The sequence below is a fragment of the Agromyces sp. SYSU T00194 genome (genome assembly GCF_040496035.1).
In the GTDB taxonomy this organism is placed as follows: domain Bacteria; phylum Actinomycetota; class Actinomycetes; order Actinomycetales; family Microbacteriaceae; genus Agromyces; species Agromyces chitinivorans.
The window spans coordinates 858274-874305 of the sequence record NZ_JBEPJZ010000002.1; the positions used below are offsets into that span (position 1 = coordinate 858274).

At 70.5% G+C, this 16032-nt stretch carries 20 protein-coding genes; 11 read left to right on the plus strand and 9 right to left on the minus strand.

Features of this window, described 5'->3' with window-relative positions; all coding sequences use genetic code 11:
• Positions 1-33 precede the first annotated feature (33 nt).
• Together ABZK10_RS16720 and ABZK10_RS16725 are read right to left on the minus strand one after the other, a co-directional pair.
• Positions 34-660: a dienelactone hydrolase family protein gene (locus ABZK10_RS16720; RefSeq protein WP_353810417.1), complete on the minus strand. Its 627-nt coding sequence runs from the start codon at positions 658-660 to the stop codon at positions 34-36.
• A gap of 31 nt (positions 661-691) precedes the next feature.
• Positions 692-2068, minus strand: coding sequence for an FAD-binding oxidoreductase (locus ABZK10_RS16725; protein ID WP_353810418.1), 1377 nt, complete (start codon positions 2066-2068; stop codon positions 692-694).
• Between the two features lie 164 nt (positions 2069-2232).
• On the opposite strand from ABZK10_RS16725, the gene ABZK10_RS16730 reads away from it, so the two are divergent.
• A complete protein-coding gene (locus tag ABZK10_RS16730; RefSeq protein WP_353810419.1) occupies positions 2233-3360 on the plus strand; it encodes a helix-turn-helix transcriptional regulator in 1128 nt (375 codons plus the stop codon).
• On the opposite strand, the gene ABZK10_RS16735 is transcribed toward ABZK10_RS16730, so the two are convergent.
• A complete protein-coding gene (locus tag ABZK10_RS16735) occupies positions 3350-3955 on the minus strand; it encodes a VOC family protein (RefSeq protein WP_353810420.1) in 606 nt (201 codons plus the stop codon). The genes ABZK10_RS16730 and ABZK10_RS16735 overlap by 11 nt on opposite strands.
• Before the next feature lie 233 nt (positions 3956-4188).
• Here ABZK10_RS16735 and ABZK10_RS16740 point away from each other — a divergent pair, with 233 nt between their 5' ends.
• The 5 genes from ABZK10_RS16740 to ABZK10_RS16760 all read left to right on the plus strand — a co-directional run bounded on the left by ABZK10_RS16740 (position 4189) and on the right by ABZK10_RS16760 (position 8429).
• Entirely contained in the window at positions 4189-5721 is a 1533-nt protein-coding gene (locus ABZK10_RS16740) for a S10 family peptidase (protein ID WP_353810421.1), read from the plus strand.
• 102 nt (positions 5722-5823) lie between these two features.
• Positions 5824-6186, plus strand: a complete 363-nt coding sequence (locus ABZK10_RS16745; protein ID WP_353810422.1) for an ArsR/SmtB family transcription factor — start codon at positions 5824-5826, stop codon at positions 6184-6186.
• 1 nt (position 6187) lies between these two features.
• A complete protein-coding gene (locus ABZK10_RS16750; protein WP_353810423.1) occupies positions 6188-7168 on the plus strand; it encodes an SRPBCC family protein in 981 nt (326 codons plus the stop codon).
• Positions 7169-7278: 110 nt separating this feature from the next.
• Complete coding sequence (locus ABZK10_RS16755) at positions 7279-7950, plus strand: VOC family protein (RefSeq protein WP_353810424.1); 672 nt, start codon at positions 7279-7281, stop codon at positions 7948-7950.
• Between the two features lie 29 nt (positions 7951-7979).
• Positions 7980-8429 carry a hypothetical protein gene (locus ABZK10_RS16760; RefSeq protein ID WP_353810425.1) on the plus strand — a complete coding sequence of 150 codons (450 nt, stop codon included), beginning with the start codon at positions 7980-7982 and terminating at the stop codon, positions 8427-8429.
• Between the two features lie 62 nt (positions 8430-8491).
• Here the strand turns inward: ABZK10_RS16760 and ABZK10_RS16765 are convergent, their stop codons facing one another.
• Both ABZK10_RS16765 and ABZK10_RS16770 read right to left on the minus strand, forming a co-directional pair.
• Positions 8492-8794, minus strand: coding sequence for a HigA family addiction module antitoxin (locus ABZK10_RS16765; protein WP_353810426.1), 303 nt, complete (start codon positions 8792-8794; stop codon positions 8492-8494).
• The gene (locus tag ABZK10_RS16770; protein ID WP_353810427.1) at positions 8781-9062 is read right to left on the minus strand and encodes a type II toxin-antitoxin system RelE/ParE family toxin; all 282 of its coding nucleotides are present in this window, start codon (positions 9060-9062) and stop codon (positions 8781-8783) included. Before ABZK10_RS16770 ends, ABZK10_RS16765 begins: the two co-directional genes overlap by 14 nt.
• Positions 9063-9173: 111 nt before the next feature.
• Between ABZK10_RS16770 and ABZK10_RS16775 the strand changes: the two genes are divergently transcribed.
• On the plus strand, positions 9174-9641 hold the full coding sequence (locus ABZK10_RS16775) for a P-loop nucleotide/nucleoside kinase family protein (protein WP_353810428.1): 468 nt from the start codon (positions 9174-9176) through the stop codon (positions 9639-9641).
• Positions 9642-9767: 126 nt separating this feature from the next.
• Here the strand turns inward: ABZK10_RS16775 and ABZK10_RS16780 are convergent, their stop codons facing one another.
• Complete coding sequence (locus ABZK10_RS16780; protein WP_353810430.1) at positions 9768-10340, minus strand: TetR/AcrR family transcriptional regulator; 573 nt, start codon at positions 10338-10340, stop codon at positions 9768-9770.
• 89 nt (positions 10341-10429) lie between these two features.
• On the opposite strand from ABZK10_RS16780, the gene ABZK10_RS16785 reads away from it, so the two are divergent.
• The gene (locus tag ABZK10_RS16785; RefSeq protein WP_353810431.1) at positions 10430-11242 is read left to right on the plus strand and encodes a CE1 family esterase; all 813 of its coding nucleotides are present in this window, start codon (positions 10430-10432) and stop codon (positions 11240-11242) included.
• A 50-nt stretch (positions 11243-11292) separates the two neighbouring features.
• Here ABZK10_RS16785 and ABZK10_RS16790 read toward each other — a convergent pair whose 3' ends face one another.
• The 3 genes from ABZK10_RS16790 to ychF all read right to left on the minus strand — a co-directional run bounded on the left by ABZK10_RS16790 (position 11293) and on the right by ychF (position 13324).
• Entirely contained in the window at positions 11293-11697 is a 405-nt protein-coding gene (locus ABZK10_RS16790) for a type II toxin-antitoxin system VapC family toxin (RefSeq protein ID WP_353810432.1), read from the minus strand.
• Positions 11694-11975 (minus strand): type II toxin-antitoxin system Phd/YefM family antitoxin, encoded by a 282-nt coding sequence (locus ABZK10_RS16795; RefSeq protein WP_353810433.1) that lies wholly within the window; start codon positions 11973-11975, stop codon positions 11694-11696. The genes ABZK10_RS16790 and ABZK10_RS16795 overlap by 4 nt, the downstream gene beginning before the upstream one ends.
• Before the next feature lie 275 nt (positions 11976-12250).
• Positions 12251-13324 carry a redox-regulated ATPase YchF gene (gene ychF, locus ABZK10_RS16800; protein WP_353810434.1) on the minus strand — a complete coding sequence of 358 codons (1074 nt, stop codon included), beginning with the start codon at positions 13322-13324 and terminating at the stop codon, positions 12251-12253.
• Positions 13325-13578: 254 nt separating this feature from the next.
• Between ychF and ABZK10_RS16805 the strand changes: the two genes are divergently transcribed.
• The 3 genes from ABZK10_RS16805 (at position 13579) to ABZK10_RS16815 (ending at position 15969) form a co-directional block, all read left to right on the plus strand.
• Positions 13579-14280 (plus strand): hypothetical protein, encoded by a 702-nt coding sequence (locus tag ABZK10_RS16805; protein WP_353810435.1) that lies wholly within the window; start codon positions 13579-13581, stop codon positions 14278-14280.
• Between the two features lie 101 nt (positions 14281-14381).
• Positions 14382-15107, plus strand: coding sequence for a hypothetical protein (locus ABZK10_RS16810; RefSeq protein WP_353810436.1), 726 nt, complete (start codon positions 14382-14384; stop codon positions 15105-15107).
• A 244-nt stretch (positions 15108-15351) separates the two neighbouring features.
• Complete coding sequence (locus ABZK10_RS16815) at positions 15352-15969, plus strand: 3'-5' exonuclease (protein ID WP_353810437.1); 618 nt, start codon at positions 15352-15354, stop codon at positions 15967-15969.
• Positions 15970-16032 lie beyond the last annotated feature (63 nt).

The following is a 16032-nucleotide window of genomic DNA, read 5'->3' on the forward strand; positions in this document are numbered from 1 at the left end:
CCCGGCCGCATGATCGGGGCGCCCTGGCTCGGTTCAGACCCGCGCGAGGAACGCGCGCACGCGCTCGAGGAGCAGCGCTGCCGACTCCGGGTCGTACGCGTCGAGCGACGAGTCGGCGAAGAGGTGCTGGTTGCCGGGGTAGACGAACAGCTCGGCGGCATCCGTCGACTCGGCGAGCTCGCGCGCAGCCGGCAGGTCCTCGTCGAAGAACTCGTCGCCGTCCTTGCCGTGGATCTGCACCGTCACCCCATCGGGCCACGACTCCCCGAACTCCGACACGGGCACGCACGAGAACAGCAGCAGCGCGCCGCGGGCGCCGGGCTCGGTCTGCGCGAGCCGCTGGGCGATCATCACGCCGAACGACATGCCGGCGTAGACGAGCCCCGGCCCGAGACCCTCGGCCGCAGCCGCGCCCCGCTCGCGGAGACGATCGAACCCCGCCTCCTGGGCGAACGCGAAGCCCTCCTCGATCGAGTCGAACGTGCGGCCGTCGAAGAGGTCGGGCGTGTGCACGGTGTGCCCGTCGGCCCGCAGCTCGTCGGCGAACGCCCTCACCCCGTCGGTCAGTCCCTGGATGTGGTGGTACAGCAGCACTTCGGCCATCTCGGTCGCGATCCTCCCCGTCGGTCGGTGGCCGCGCACGTCGTCGAGGTCGGCCATGGCGCGAGCCTAGGCCGACCCCACGACAGGGTCACCCCACGGGCTGGCCGGCGGCGAAGAGGTCGTTCGGATCCCACGCCGCCTTCAACTGCAGCAGGCGCTCGCGGGCCGAGCCGAACCCGAGCGCACGGTCGACGCCGCCGTCGATGAAGGTCAGCGCGAGGGCGGGCGCATGCCAGGCGGCCATCGCCGCGACCACGGCGTGGGCGGCGGCGTGCGCCGCTTCGGCGAGCTCGGGGGCCGGCACCATCGCGATGCCGGCGAGCAGGTAGTCGCCGTCGACGGAGCCGATCGCGCCGGCGCCCTCGGGGCGCCGCGCCGCGGCGCCGCCGACATGGCGCACCTCGGCGATGAACAGCACGGGCGTGGTCGTCGCGGCGGCGACCCAGGCATCGACGGCCTCGGACGGGAACGACTCCAGCATCGCACCCGCCGAGAACGCCGGGGACGGCTCCGGCGGATCCATGTGCACCTGCACGAGCGCGGCCGAGGGGATGCGCGCGAACGTGTCGAGCTCCGGCCTGAGCGCACGCAGCGGTGCGAGCAGCGCGGCGGCAGCGGCATCCGTCTCGAGGATCGCCCCGTCGATCACCACCACCGACCGGCCCGACAGGAACGGCGGCAGCTCGGGCAGCGGCGGGAAGTGCATCACGCGCAGCGAGGTCGACGCCGACTCCGGGGCATCCGTCGTCCATGCCGCCCAGGCGTGCGCGACCTCGGAGGCGCGCGATGCGTCCCACAGCAGCATGCCGGCGAACACGTCGGCGACCTCGAGCAGGTCGAGCTCGAGCGACACGACGATGCCGAACGCGCCGGAGCCGCCCCGCACCGCCCAGAACACCTCGGGCTCGTCGCGCGGCGTGGCACGCACGATGCTGCCGTCGGCCGTGACGAGCTGCACGGCACGCACCGAGTTGACCGCCAGCCCGTGGGTGCGCGCGTAGAACGACAGCCCGCCGCTCAGGGCGTAGCCCACGACGCCCACGTCGCCGGCGCTGCCGTGGAGTGCGGTCAGGCCGTGGGGCGCGGCGGCCTCGACGACGTCGTTCCACACGGAGCCGCCGAGTACCATCGCGCTCCGGGCCTCGGGATGCACCGTGACGCCGCGCAGCCGCGACAGCGACACCAGCACGACGTCGGAGAGGTCGGTGTCGGCGAGGGCTGCGGCGCCGTGGCCGGTCGACTGGGGCGCGACGCGCAGGCCGGATGCGGCGGCGGCGCGCACGACGTCGACGACGTCCTCCGCGGACTCGGGCTGCGCCACGGCGAACGGTCGCTGGTCGATCGCGAGGTTCCACGGCAGGCGCACGGTGTCGTACGCGGCGTCGCCCGGAAGGACGATGCGCTCGCCGAGCGCGTCGCGGAGCTGCTGCGCGGCGATGGCGCCGGCGTCGGTCTGGATGGTCATGTGCGAGTTCCCCCACTGCGTCGTCGACGGCACGTCGGATGCGACGGCCGAGGTTCAGTGTGGGGCCGCAGCCGTGGACGACTCCATCCCAGATCGGCGGGCGAATCCGCTCCCCCAGAACTCTGGGATGGCGCCCGCGGGGCATCCGGGAGCACTATGGACGCATGCCGACCGAGTTGGCCTGGGGGCGGGCGCGCAGCGACGTGGACGTGATGTCGCGCGCCGGCCTGCCCCTGCACCGGTTCATGGACGAGGCGGCCGAAGCGGTGCGCCGCGCGATCCCGTTCGTCGGCGGGTGCCTCGTCACGCTCGACCCCGCAACGGCGATGGTCGCGAGCACCCGCAAGGTGGGCGACCTCGACGGCCGCAACGACGGCGACGTGGCGTGGGCGGAGATCGAGTACTGCGAGGACGACCCGACGTCGCTGGCCCGCATGGTGAAGCACGGCGCCGTCGCGGTCGGCGTGCACCAGTCGCTGGGAGGCGCGCTCGACCGATCGATCCGCATGGCCGACTTCATGGTGCCGCGCTTCGACTACGTCGATGAGGCCAGGGCGATCTTCAGCGATCGGAGCGGCCCGTGGGGCGCCATCTCGATGTTCCGCGGCACCGACGACGCGCCGTTCTCCGACGAGGAGATGCGCCTCCTCGCCGAGCTGGCCCCGGCGTTCACCCGCGGCATCCGTGCCGGCCTGCTCGCGCGCATCGGACGCACCGACGCGGGCGAGGACCCGGGCCCCGCAGTGATGGTCGTCGATGCCGCGGGCAGCCTCGTGCAGTCGAGCCCCGGCGCGACGGCCCAATTGGCTCGCATGGCCGAGGTGCCGAACACCGGCGACCCGCTCGCCGTCGTGCACGCGCTGGTGCACGGTGCACGCCGCTTCGCTCGCGGTGAGGGCGATCGGATGCCCCGGGTCCGCGTCCGCACCGTCGACGGCGTCTGGCTCGTGCTCCACGCGTCACCGCTCGGCGGCGCCGGCGACCGCGCGGGCGACGTCGTGGTCACGATCGCCGAGGCGCGCCCGCAGGAGATCATCGGCCTGGTCGCCGATGCGTTCGGCCTCACGCCCCGCGAACGCGAGGTCGTCGCCATGGTGCTGCGCGGTGCCGACACGAAGGAGATCGCCGCCGCGATCCACGTCTCGCCCTACACCGTGCAGGACCACCTGAAGTCGATCTTCGAGAAGGCCGGCGTCACCAGCCGACGCGAGCTCGTCGCGCGGGTGTACTTCGACCAGTACGTCCCGCGTATGGGCGGCGAGCTCGGCCCGACCGGATGGTTCACGGGCTGACCACCGGTGGGGTGGGAAGGGGATTCGGCCCCGTCGCGGTAACCAGCCGCTGCGGCACCCAGCCCTCGACGTGGTGGATGCCGTCGAACACGGCGCCCTGCAGCTCGATCACCTCGCGCAGCGGTCGCTGGTGGAACTTCACGTGGGTGAAGTCCTCGAACAGGACGTAGTACGGCTCGTTCAGGGTGTTCTGGAACTGCTGCCCGGTCAGCACCTCACGATGCCGACGCGAGAACTCCTCGGCCTCGTCCCCGACGACGACGCCGACGTGCTCCAGTCCCATCTTGTAGACGCGCTGGTGGACGGGCGGGATGAGCTCGATGAGCGGGATCACCCGCCCGTCGAGCACCTCGAGCGGTTCGGCGAGCAGCAGCATCGAGATCGGCCGCCCGTTCCAGACACCCTCGACGTTCGCCTCGGAGCGGCGTTCCAGGAGCGTGCGGACGTGCACGTACTGGTCCCACTCCGGCACCCGGAACGCGAGGTGGCTGAACTCGTACGGGGTGATGTCGATGCCACGCGCCCGGAGCCGGTCGCGCTGCACGGCGACGAACGCTCGGTAGTCTCCGATGACGTCCTGAACAGGATCGGCCATGACCATCCTCCCGACTCGGGTACCGGCCGCCGGTGCCCGCCGCCGATCGCAGCGTCGTCGCGCGTGCGTGTCCGGGACGGCCTGCCCCCGGTCTACCGCTCCCGTCGCTCCCTCACAAGCCCGGATGCTGTGCCCTGCGCGGCGACATCCGGGCAGTCCACACCCCGATGGCACGACTGCCGGCGCTCACTAGGCTGAGCGCGAAGCGAACGAACTGCGCACAGGAGGCGACGATGCCCGATTCCCCCGCCGAGACGACCGACACGACCGCGGGCGGCGCATCGAACGCGAAGCCCGACGGCCGCGGCCCGGTCACCCCGGCATGGGAGGCGCCCGCGGGTGCGAGCACCCCCATGACGTGGGCGCCCGACGGCCACGAGCCCGTCTCGCTCACCGCGACCGCGGACTGGACCGTGCTGCGCCGGGAGGAGTCGCCGGCCGCCGAGGTCTTCGCCGTCTCCTACCTCGCCACCGACGCGGCCCCCGATCGCCCGGTGACGTTCGTGTTCAACGGCGGACCGGGCGCCTCGTCCGCGTACCTGCACGTCGGGGCCATCGGCCCCCGCCGTGTCGTCCTGCCCGACGACGGCTCGACGTCGCGGATGCCGGTGCGGTTGGTCGACAACGACGCCTCGTGGATCGCCGAGACCGACCTGGTGTTCATCGACCCGGTCGGCACCGGGTTCTCGCGCCCCATCCCGCCGGAGCAGGACTCGGATGCGCCGGGCTACTGGAGCTACGAGCGAGACCTCGCGGCGATGCGCGAGTTCATCAGCCGCTGGCTGTCGCGCCATCGCCGGTGGTCGGCCCCGGTCTTCCTCGCGGGTGAGAGCTACGGCGGCTATCGGGTCGGGCGCCTCGCGTGGTCGCTGCCGACCGACGAGGGCGTGGGGCTCGCGGGCGCCGTGCTCATCTCGCCGGCGCTCGAGATCACCCCGCTGACCTTCACCGACTACGCCACCGATCCGTACGTCGACACGGTTCCGACCATGGCGGCGGGTGCCTTCCACCACGGGCGCTGCCGGGCGCCCGAGGCGGCGGACGGAGCGGATGCGGTCGCGGCGGCCGCCGTGCGGTTCGCGACGACCGACTACGCGATGTTCCTGCTGCGCGGGGCCGCAGTGCCGGCCGAGGAGCGGGCCGCCGTGCTCGCGCGACTGGCCGAACTGGTCGGACTCGACCCGGCGGTGGTCGAGCACCTGCACGGCCGCATCGGCATCGACCGCTGGACCCGCGAGCTCCTCCGCGACCGCGGCGAGGTCGCGGGCCTCTACGACGTCACCCAGACCGTCGTCGATCCCTTCACCGACCGCGTGTCGTTCGAAGGCGGCGAGCACACCCTGGCGGGCTCGACGGCGGCGTTCACCATGGCGATCAACCACCTGCTGCGCGCCGAGATCGGCGTGGAGACCGACCGGCAGTACGCACTGCTCAGCGAGGAGGTGAACACGAAGTGGGCCACCGACGACGGCCACCACGCACTCGCCACCCCTCCGGGGTCGGTCGACGACCTCCGCCGGGGCCTCACCCTCAACCCGCATCTGCGTGCGCTCATCGTGCACGGTCGCCACGACCTGGTGACTCCGCTCGACAGCTCGCGCCGGATCATCGACCTCATGCGCCTCGCGCCCGCCACCGGCGATCGCGTGCGCCTTCGTGCCTACGACGGCGGGCACATGTTCTACACGCTCGGCGACAGCCGGGCGGCCTTCACCGCCGACGTGCGCGAGTTCTTCGCGGCGTGCCTGCCCGAGGGCGCCTCGTGATCGCAGGGAACGGACTGAGCTGACACCGGATGCCACCCGGCGCGGGCGGCTCGGGGATCTGACCGTTGACAGTTCGACGTGTGCGGCCTATCGTACAACCAAATGGTTGTACGAAATGAACTGACGGATGCTGAGACCGACCGTGTCTTCCACGCGCTCGCCGCGGCCACGCGGCGTGACATCCTGCGCCGCACCGCGGTGCGGGAGCAGTCGGTGTCCGAGCTCGCGGCCGACTACGACATGTCGTTCGCGGCCGTGCAGAAGCACGTCGCCGTGCTCGAGGAGGCACGGCTCGTCATCAAGCGCGCCGAGGGGCGGGAGCGGCTCGTGCGTGCCGACCCGACCGTGATCGCGCGCGTCCGAGCGCTGCTCGCCCAGTACGAGGACCTCTGGCGCGGACGCATCGACCGGCTCGACGCGCTGCTCGCGGAGCATCCGTCACGCGATTCCACCGAAAGGCGCTGACATGCCCACCATCGACATCACCTCCGACCCCGAAGCCCTCACAATGACCGTCGTCGCCGAGTTCGACGCGCCGGTCGAGCGGCTCTGGGCGATCTACACCGATCCGCGCCAGCTCGAGCGGTTCTGGGGCCCGCCCGGGTGGCCGGCGACCTTCTCCGCGTACGACCTCACCGTCGGCGGCCACGCGCATTACGCCATGAATGGCCCGCGCGGCGAGCTGTCGCGCGGCACGTGGGAGTTCCTCGCCATCGAGGAGCCGCACCGCCTCGAGGTGCTCGACGCGTTCGCCGACGAGTCCGGCGCGCCGATCGACGGCATGCCCGCGATGCGCATGGTCCTCACGTTCGAGCAGGCAGGCGCCGGCACGCGCATGCGCACGGTGAGCCACTTCACGTCGGTCGAGGCGCTCGAGCAGGTCATCGAGATGGGCGTGGTCGAGGGCACGCGCCTGGCGATGGGCCAGATCGAGCGCGTGCTGCACGACCTTCGCGAGTACTCCCAGGGGAAGGGCACGCAGACCGAGGTGCTCACCGACCAGCACGTGCGCATCACGCGCCTCGTCGACGGACCGCGCGATCTCGTGTGGCGTGCGCACACCGAGCCCGAGCTCATGCGGCAGTGGCTGCTCGGGCCCGACGGCTGGGCGATGACCGAGTGCGAGATGCCCGCCTCCGCGCCCGGGCCATACCGCTACGCGTGGGCGCCCGTCGCGGGCGGCGAGGGCGAACCGTTCGGCTTCGACGGCGAGGTGACGCTCCTGCAGGCGCCGCGCCGCATGGTCTCGACCGAGCACATGACCGGCACCGACTACCCGCCGACGCTCAACGACCTGCAGCTCTACGAGGAGGACGGCGCGACGCTCATCAGCCTGCTCATCGAGTACCCCGACGCCGCGACGCGCGACATGGTGCTCGCGACCGGCATGCCCGAGGGCATGGAGACGAGCTACGCCCGGCTCGAGCGCGAGCTGCTCGCGGTGTAGGCGAGCGGATGCCCCTGAGCCATCGCGCGTGACGGCGGGGCGCAGTACGGTGGGGCCCGCGGCCGGCGATGTGCCGGGTGCGGGCCCTCACCATGTGCGAAGGGGTACTCATGGGCGAACCGACCGAACCGCAGACCATCTCCGGTGCCGAGTTCCGCCGGGCGCCGGGGGTTGCCGACTGGCGGATGACCGCGTCCGGCGGGCCGCAGGCGGTGTTCACCGCTTCCTCGCTCGCCGAGGCGGCGCGACTCGTCGAACCGGTAGTCGCTGCGGCGGCGCAGCACGGGATACTGCCCGACCTCGATGTGCGGCCCGAGGGCGTCGTCGTGGGCATCCCCGACCGCGATTTCGCGGGCCTCCCCGCGTCTGCTGCGTTGTTCGCGGCCGATGTCTCGCGCGCGGCCGCCGAGCTGGGGCTCACCGCGGATCCAGCGCTCGTGCAGTCCGTGGGCATCTACGTCGCGCAGCACTCGCAGGTCGACGCGCGCCCGTTCTTCCTGGCCGCGCTCGGCTACGAGCCGCTGGGCGACACCGACGCCGTCGACCCCCTGCGTCGCAGCCCGCAACTTGCGTTCAACCCCATCAACGGCGACGCCGCGTCACGAGGCCGCACGCACTTCGACGTCTACGTGCCCGCCGACCAAGCCCAGGCGCGGGTCGACGCGGCTCTCGCGGCCGGGGGTCGGCTCGCCGACGGCTCCAACCCACCGTTCTGGTGGTCGCTCGCCTCCCCCGACAACCACGGCGTCGACATCGCGCCGTGGGCGGATGCCACGGACTGAGCTCGTGACGGGATTGATAGCGTCGCCGTATGGGGCGCCACCTCGTTATTGCTCCAGCCATAGGGCTGACGCTGCTGCTCGCGTCGTGTGCCGGCGGCCAACAGGTCGCGGAGAGCGCGGCACCGGCGGACTCGCCGATCGCCGAGTCGGTGTGCGGACCCGTCGACGCCGGCCAGCAGTTCCCCGACGTCATCGAGGCTGAACTCGAGCCGAGCGGCGACGACTTCTCGATCTCGGTCACGATGTGCTCGCCGTACGACACTCGGCAGCGGTACGCCGACGGATGGCGCGTGCTGACACCCGACGGCGAGGCGCTCGCCGAGCACGAACTCACCCACGACCACGCGACCGAGCAGCCCTTCACCCGCACCCGTGGGCCGTTCCCGATCCCCGACGACGTCGACGAGGTCGTCGTCGAAGGCCGCGACCAGGCGAACGGCTACGGCGGCGAGACCGTCACGGTCGACGTGCCGCGCTGACTCGCTTCGCCCACTCGATGCACCTCGACGAGTGCTCGCCCGGATTCAGTCGACGAAGTCGGTCACGCGACCTCAAGCGGCCTGATCGAAGCGATCTGCGCCCCCGCGAGATCCTCCGCACGGTCGAGCTCGTAGTGACTCTGCAAGTTGATCCAGAACTCCGCCGACGTGCCGAAGTACTTCGCAAGCCGAAGTGCGGTGTCGGCTGTGATCCCACGCTTGCCGTGCACGATCTCGTTGATGCGGCGCGGCGGTACACCGATGGCGACGGCGAGCCTGTTCTGCGTGATGTCGAAGCCCTTGATGAAGTCCTCCATGAGGACCTCACCCGGATGAATCGGGGGAATCTTGTCAGTGATAGTCAACGATCTCCACCTCCTCTGGCCCGGCGTCGGTCCACACGAAGCAGATCCGCCACTGGTCGTTGATTCTGATGCTGTGCTGTCCGGCACGATCGCCCTTCAGCGCCTCGAGCCGATTTCCTGGCGGGAGTCGGAGGTCATCCAGAACCTGCGCGGAACCCACCTGACGCAACTTCCGAAGCGCTGTCGAGTGGATCCGAGGATCAATCGACGGCACACGGTCACGACCCCACAGACGTTCGGTGTCCTTGCTCCCGAACGACCTGATCACACGGGCATTGTATAACGTGATGCGTCAATAACGCTACGCGTTATAGTGAGCGATCGGCCCCTCGCGTCGAGCCGGCTCACACCCGGTGATCGCGTGCGCGAGGATGGGTCGATGATTCAGGTGGTGTTGATGTGCGGCCCGGCGGGTTCGGGCAAGTCGGCGCACGCGCGTCGCCTCGCCGCACGTGGCTTCGCGCTGCTGTCGTTCGACGCGCTGGCGTGGGAGCTCGGGCACCAGGAGCATCCGCTGCCGGATGCAGCCCGTGACGAAGTCCACACTGCGCTCCGGCACGTCCTGACCGAGCATGTCAGCCGCGGAGCATCCGTCGTCGTCGACTCGTCGTTCTGGTCGCGCGCGTCCCGCGACTCGTACCGCCAGTTCCTGGCGGGTCTGGGGGTCGAGCCCGTCGTCCACTACGTGACGGCGCCCAGTGATGTGATCCTCGACCGCCTTGCGCGCCGCAGCAACAGCGGGCCCGACGACATCGCCGTGCCCGAGCATCAGGCACTGACCTACATGGCCGCCTTCCAGGTCCCCACGGACGCCGAGGGCCCGATGCTGCGAGTCGACGGAGCCTGAGCAGCAGCAACTCGCCGATGACGTCGGGCTCACATGCGACTGACGTGACACGCCCCGGGCATGGCGGCCCAGCGCTGGCGAACGACGTGGTGGCCAGCGAGCGGCTCCGGGCGCGAAGACTCGTGATCAGCGCACGCGCACACCCGTAAGCAGCGCGTCGAGGAATCGGTCGACCACCCCCGCATCGCTCGGATCTGCGGTCAGACCGAGCCGTGCTGCATACGCCACGCCGCACATGAGCGGGAAGAGATCGGAGCCCTGCAGGCTGTCGGCAAGGAGGCCCGCCGCCTTGGCGCGAGCGACCAGCCGCATCGCCAGCATGTTGAGCGACGCGATCAGCTCGACGGTGCGCGCATCCGCATGCGAGGGCGCGGCCAGCACCGCCGCCAGCGCTGGATCGCCGAGCTGCGTCTGGAGTCCGAGCCGAAGGAATCCCTCGAGCGACTGCCACGCGTCGTCCGACGCGAGCGCCGAACGTCCCGCCGCCTCGAGCTCCTCCATCACCGGGCGTGCCAGATGCTCGAGCAGCAGCTCCGGCGTCGGGAAGTGCCGGTAGACGGTCGCGACGCCGACGCCCGCGTCGCGCGCGATGTCGTTGAGCTGGAGCGGACGACCGTCGGAGAGGTAGGTCCGGCCGACCTCCGCGATCCGGGCACGGTTCAGCGCGGCATCCCTCCTCAGCGTCGACGATGCGTTCATGATCGCCAGCTTATTGGATACTTCATCCGTTTACGTGCTACCGTCCCAACGGATACATGATCCGTTTATCGCACGATGGGAGCCAGGACATGAGAACGCACAAGATCGAGGCAGGCGGCCGGCGCAGGACCTACCACCACGTCGCTCCATCGTCGCCGCGTGCCGATGCGCCGCTCATCGTCGCGCTCCATGGCACCGGCCAGCAGGGCCCGACCATGCGCAGGTTCAGCGGACGCACGCTCGACCTCCTCGCTGAGAACCTCGGAGCAGACCTCGTGTACCTCGATGGGCACCGACGCTCGTGGAACGACTCCCCCACCCGCAGGTCGAACGGCGCGGGCAGGGCGGGCGTCGACGACGTGTCGTACATCGCCGCAGTCGTCGAGCGCTTCGATCGCCCCGCCCTCGTCGTCGGCTTCTCGAACGGCGGCTGGATGGCGCAGCGGTTCGCACGCGAGCACGGCGCACTGGTGTCCGGCCTCGTCGTCATCGCCGCGGGGATGCAGGTCGACGAGACCGTCGTCCCCGGTGCACGGGAGCCCGGGGCCCTCCGCACCCTCATCCTCCACGGAGACGCCGACCCGATCGTCCCGGTCGACGGGGGCGAGGCGCGGCTGCTCGGCACGAGCCACGGCATCGTCCGGTCAGCACGTGAGACCGCCGAGGCGCTCGCGGGAGGCGGCGAGCCGGTGGAGACCGTGAGCGACAGCGTCGCCCGGTACGACTGGGGCGACGTACGACTGGTGATCCAGAGCGGCGCCGGTCACGTCATCCCCAACCGGACGCACGCGCCGATGCGATTCCCGATCGGCCGCTCGCAGCGCACCGTGGACACCGGGGAGGAGATCTTGAGCCACTTCCGCGTCGGCGCCCAGATCTCCGGGCACACCACTCTGCGGTGAGGTGTGTAGCCGAGCGATAGCTGCTCGTCCCTCTGGTGACGAGCCGGAACCTAAGGCACTCGACCCGGAGCGACAACATCGAGCCCTGCGGACCGCGCTGCCTCGCCGAGCCGGTGGTCGTACGTCAGGACGGCATCGACGTCCAGCCGCATCGCCGCTTCGAGATGCAGGGCGTCGAGCGTACGCAGGTACGGCATCGGCAGCAGCCCTGCCGAGCGGTACGCGACCCGGTCGAGTGCCGCGAGGGATACACCATCGAGGATCGCGCTGACCTTCGACTGATCCCGCCCCTCGCGCACAGCCATCCGACGCAGCTCTGTCTCGAGCAGATCGCTCGAGACGAGCCTGACATCCGCCTGGTCGAGCCACTCGACGAGGGCCTCCGTCTCGGACTGGGCCACCAGGAGCGCGCCGAGCGCCGACGTGTCGACGTAGACGAGCGGGGCGTCGCTCACACGCGATCCTCTCGCATCTCGTCGAGGATCTGAGCCATCGGCCGGTCGCTCTCGACCCGCTGGGGCTTCAACGACGCCCACCCACCGACCCGCTTGGCAGGCCGGACGATCGGCAACGTGGGCGACGGGGCATCGAGCGGAACGATACGACCGACGGGTACTCCGCGGTTGGTCAGCACGAAGGACTGCCCCTCGCCGACAGCGCGAAGGACGCGTCCGGACTCATTGCGCAACTCGCGCTGCGACAGACGCTTACCCTGAGGCATGCTCGCACTCATAGAGCGATCGTAGCACGCGCGCTACGCACGGTGGAGCCCAAGGCTTCCAGCGACCAATGAGACCTAGGCTGAACCCGAGCGGTTGACTCGTCCGTGCGCGGCCCTCGTCCAGCCTTCGCTCGCCAACCACGCGGCAAGCCAATCGATCTCCTTGGCGGACGGCGCTTCGAACGCGAGGTTCGGGTCGTCGGCTTCCGCTTCGTAGCCGAGTCTGATGCTCGCTGCGAGGTCGGCAGCGATCTCCGAGAACTCCCCATGCGCACCCATGGTCGCCGCTACACGTTGAAGCGGAACTCCACCACGTCGCCGTCGGTCATCACGTAGTCCTTGCCCTCCATGCGGGCCTTGCCGCGCGAGCGGGCCTCGGCGACCGAGCCGGCGTCGACCAGGTCGTCGAACGAGATGACCTCCGCCTTGATGAAGCCCTTCTCGAAGTCGGTGTGGATCACGCCGGCCGCCTGCGGCGCCTTCGCGCCCTTCGGGATGGTCCAGGCGCGCGACTCCTTCGGGCCCGCGGTGAGGTAGGTCTGCAGGCCGAGCGTGTCGAAGCCGATGCGCGCGAGCTGGTCGAGGCCCGACTCCTCCTGGCCGGTCGAGGCGAGCAACTCCGCGGCATCCTCGGGGTCGAGGTCGATCAACTCCGACTCGATCTTCGCGTCGAGGAAGACCGCCTCGGCCGGGGCCACGAGCGCGGCGAGCTCGGCCTTGCGTGCAGCATCCGTCAGCACCGCCTCGTCGACGTTGAAGACGTAGATGAACGGCTTCGCGGTGAGCAGGCCCAGCTCCTTGACGGGGGCGAGGTCGACGGATGCCGCCGACAGCGGCGTGCCCCGCTGCAGCACGTCGAGCGCCTCCCGCGCCGCGGCGAGCACCGACGGGTCGAGCTTGCGACCCTTGACCTCCTTCTCGTAGCGCGTGATGGCGCGCTCGAGGGTCTCGAGGTCGGCGAGGATCAGCTCGGCGTTGATCGTCTCCATGTCGTTCTTCGGGTCGACGGCGCCGTCGACGTGCACCACGTCGGCGTCCTCGAAGCCGCGCACGACCTGCGCGATGGCGTCGGCCTCGCGGATGTTCGCGAGGAACTTGTTGCCGAGCCCCTCGCCCTCGCTCGCGCCGCGCACGATGCCGGCGATGTCGACGAACGACACCGTCGCGGGCAGGATGCGCTCCGAGCCGAAGATGCCCGCGAGCACCTCGAGGCGCGGGTCGGGCAGGTTCACGACGCCGATGTTCGGCTCGATCGTCGCGAACGGGTAGTTCGCCGCGAGCACGCCGTTCTTGGTGAGCGCGTTGAAGAGGGTCGACTTGCCGACGTTCGGGAGCCCGACGATTCCGATGGTGAGTGCCACGGGCGACCAGTCTACGTGGGCGCGGGCGGCGCGCTCACGCCGTGCGGTGGAGCAGACGCCCCGGGGCATCCGCTCACCTCGACTCGAGCGCACCCTGAGCACTGAGCGAAACCCGCTCAGCAGCATGTCCGCCTCCCGCGACAGCGACATCGGCACTGCGACATCTTCGACAAGTGACTGAGCGTTCCTCGATTTTCATCTGAACGTAGCCTGAACGAAACCTCGACCCAAGGCCGCCCACGCAGACTCGTCGCATGCGACGAATCGCAGCGACGCTTCTCACAGCGGTAGCGATCCTTGCCCTGATCGGCTGCTCCAACGAGCGCGAAACCAAGTCCGTCGACCTGTCGAGGAAGGCGTCGGAGATCTCCCTCAGCTCTACCGGCTTTCAGATCCTGGGCGCAAAGGGAGAGCCATCGTTCGCATTCGAATGGGCCGACGAATCCGAGCCCGCCATCAGCGCCCTCACTGAGGCCTTCGGCCAGGAGCCGACCGTGACATCCTCGGTCGGCAGTGGGTCTCATCTGGCCGCCTACGACATCTACACGTGGAGTGGCTTCGTGTTCCGGGTGGCGAACCTTGAGGAGCCCAAGCCGGACTTCTACCTCCTGACGCATGTCACGTTCACCGCGGAGTCGGCACTCGGAGTCAGGCTGGTCGCTCCCCTCGGGCTCTCGGTCGGGGATCCGATTGCGGTCGCAATCGACAACACCGGGGATACGCTCACGCTGCAGGACACCGGGCCATACACCGTCGTCCTGGTCGACGCGGAAGACCGCCTTCGCCTGGCCGCCTACGCGAGTCACCTGGAGACCGGAGAGGAGCCTGCGCGCCTCGACGACGAACCATGGTCCACGCGGACGGTGGCGATGCGTTCGACCGATGGTTCGAAGATCGACGTGATCGCGGCGCCACGATGGTCCTATCTGCCGATCGGCACCTTCGACTTCTGGTGATTCGGTGCCGTTCCTTCCGAGACCGCATCGATCACGCCGCAACCGGACCGAGTTCTCCACACCCCGGAATCGAACCGCTTCGATGGTCCAGACTCGTCGCCATGCGACGAATCACGGGGACCTCGCTGCTGCTGCTCACCGCGCTCGCCCTCGCCGGGTGCGCCTCGAGCGGGTCGACCACGGCCGGCACCGCAACGCCCACGCCGTCCGAGACGCCGATGGTGACGCACACGCCGACCGCCGACCCGGTGGTGCCGGCCGCGGTGCAGGTCTCGTCGACCGGCTTCGAGATCGTCGACTCGACGGGGGCGACGACGTTCACGTTCGGGTGGTCGGATGCCCCCGAACCGGCCGTCCACGCCCTCGAGACCGCGTTCGGCACGGCGCCCGCCGTCTCGTTCACGCCGGGGAACGGCACGCACATCGCCGACTACGACGTCTACACCTGGACCGGCCTCACGTTCGAGGCCGCACAGCTCACCGACCCGGCGCGCGACTACTACCTCGCCGCCCGCCTCACGTTCACGGCGCCCGAGGCATACGGGCTCGACCTGCTCGCCACGAGCGGGCTGACGGTGGGCGCCCCGATCGCCGACGCGCTCGCGGTCGCCCCGCACCTCCAGATGCCGACCGACGGCACGACGTCGATCATCCTCGTCGACCCCGAGTTCCCCGCGAAGCTCGCCGCGTTCGAGGCCTACCTCGCCACGGGCACGGTGCCCGCCGGTGACGACCCACTCACCACGCGCGCGGTCGCCGTGCGCACCTCCGCCGGCCCGGCGATCGAGGACATCGTCGCGCCCGAGTACTCGTACCTGCCGTTCTGACGCGCCGCCCCGCGGCATCCGTCCGACGTTCGGACCGAGGCATCCGCTCGGCTCCCGCCGCCCGCCGCGCGATCGCACCGGTTGAGGGCCGAATCTTCGGTTGAGGCCGAAGATTCCGCCCTCAGCCCGACGAACGGCCCTCCGCTGGGAAGCGCGAGCGCTCCGAGAGCATCCGGTGGAGCGGATGCCGCCGAAGGGCGTGCCGCTCCCCCGCCGTGTCGGTCGCCGATGTGAGGATGGCCGCGTGCCAGTGGACTTCACCGCGATCGACTTCGAGACCGCCAACCGATCGAGCGCGTCGGCGTGCTCCGTCGGGTTGGTGAAGGTGCGCGACGGGCGCGCGGTCGACGAGGCGTACTGGCTCATCCGCCCGCCGTTCCCGCACGACGAGTTCAACGAGTGGAACGTGCGCATCCACGGCATCACTCCCGACCAGGTCGAGGACGCCCCCGGGTGGGGCGACCTGCTGCCCGAGTTCGCCGCATTCGCGGGCGACGACTGGCTCGTGGCGCACAACGCGGGCTTCGACATGGGCGTGCTGCGCGGCCTCGCCGAGGCCTTCGAGGTCGAGGCGCCGAACCACCGCTACCTGTGCAGCCTGCAGGTCGCGCGCAACACCTACCACCTCGACTCGTACCGCCTGCCGGTCGCGGCCATGGCCGCGGGCTTCGAGGACTTCTCGCACCACAACGCCCTCGACGACTCGCGCGCGTGCGCCGCCATCGTCGCCCACGCGGCGAAGCGGCACGAGGCCGACGACCTCGAGGCGCTCGCCCGCTCGGCGCGCGTGCGCGTCGGCACGATCGGAGCGGTCGCGACCCGCGAGCACCGGTCCGAACACGGCCCGATGGCCCTGCAGTAGCCGCTCGCACCGCGCACCTCGGCCCCGTCGTGGCGCCACCCCGAGCCCGTTCCGACTCGATGT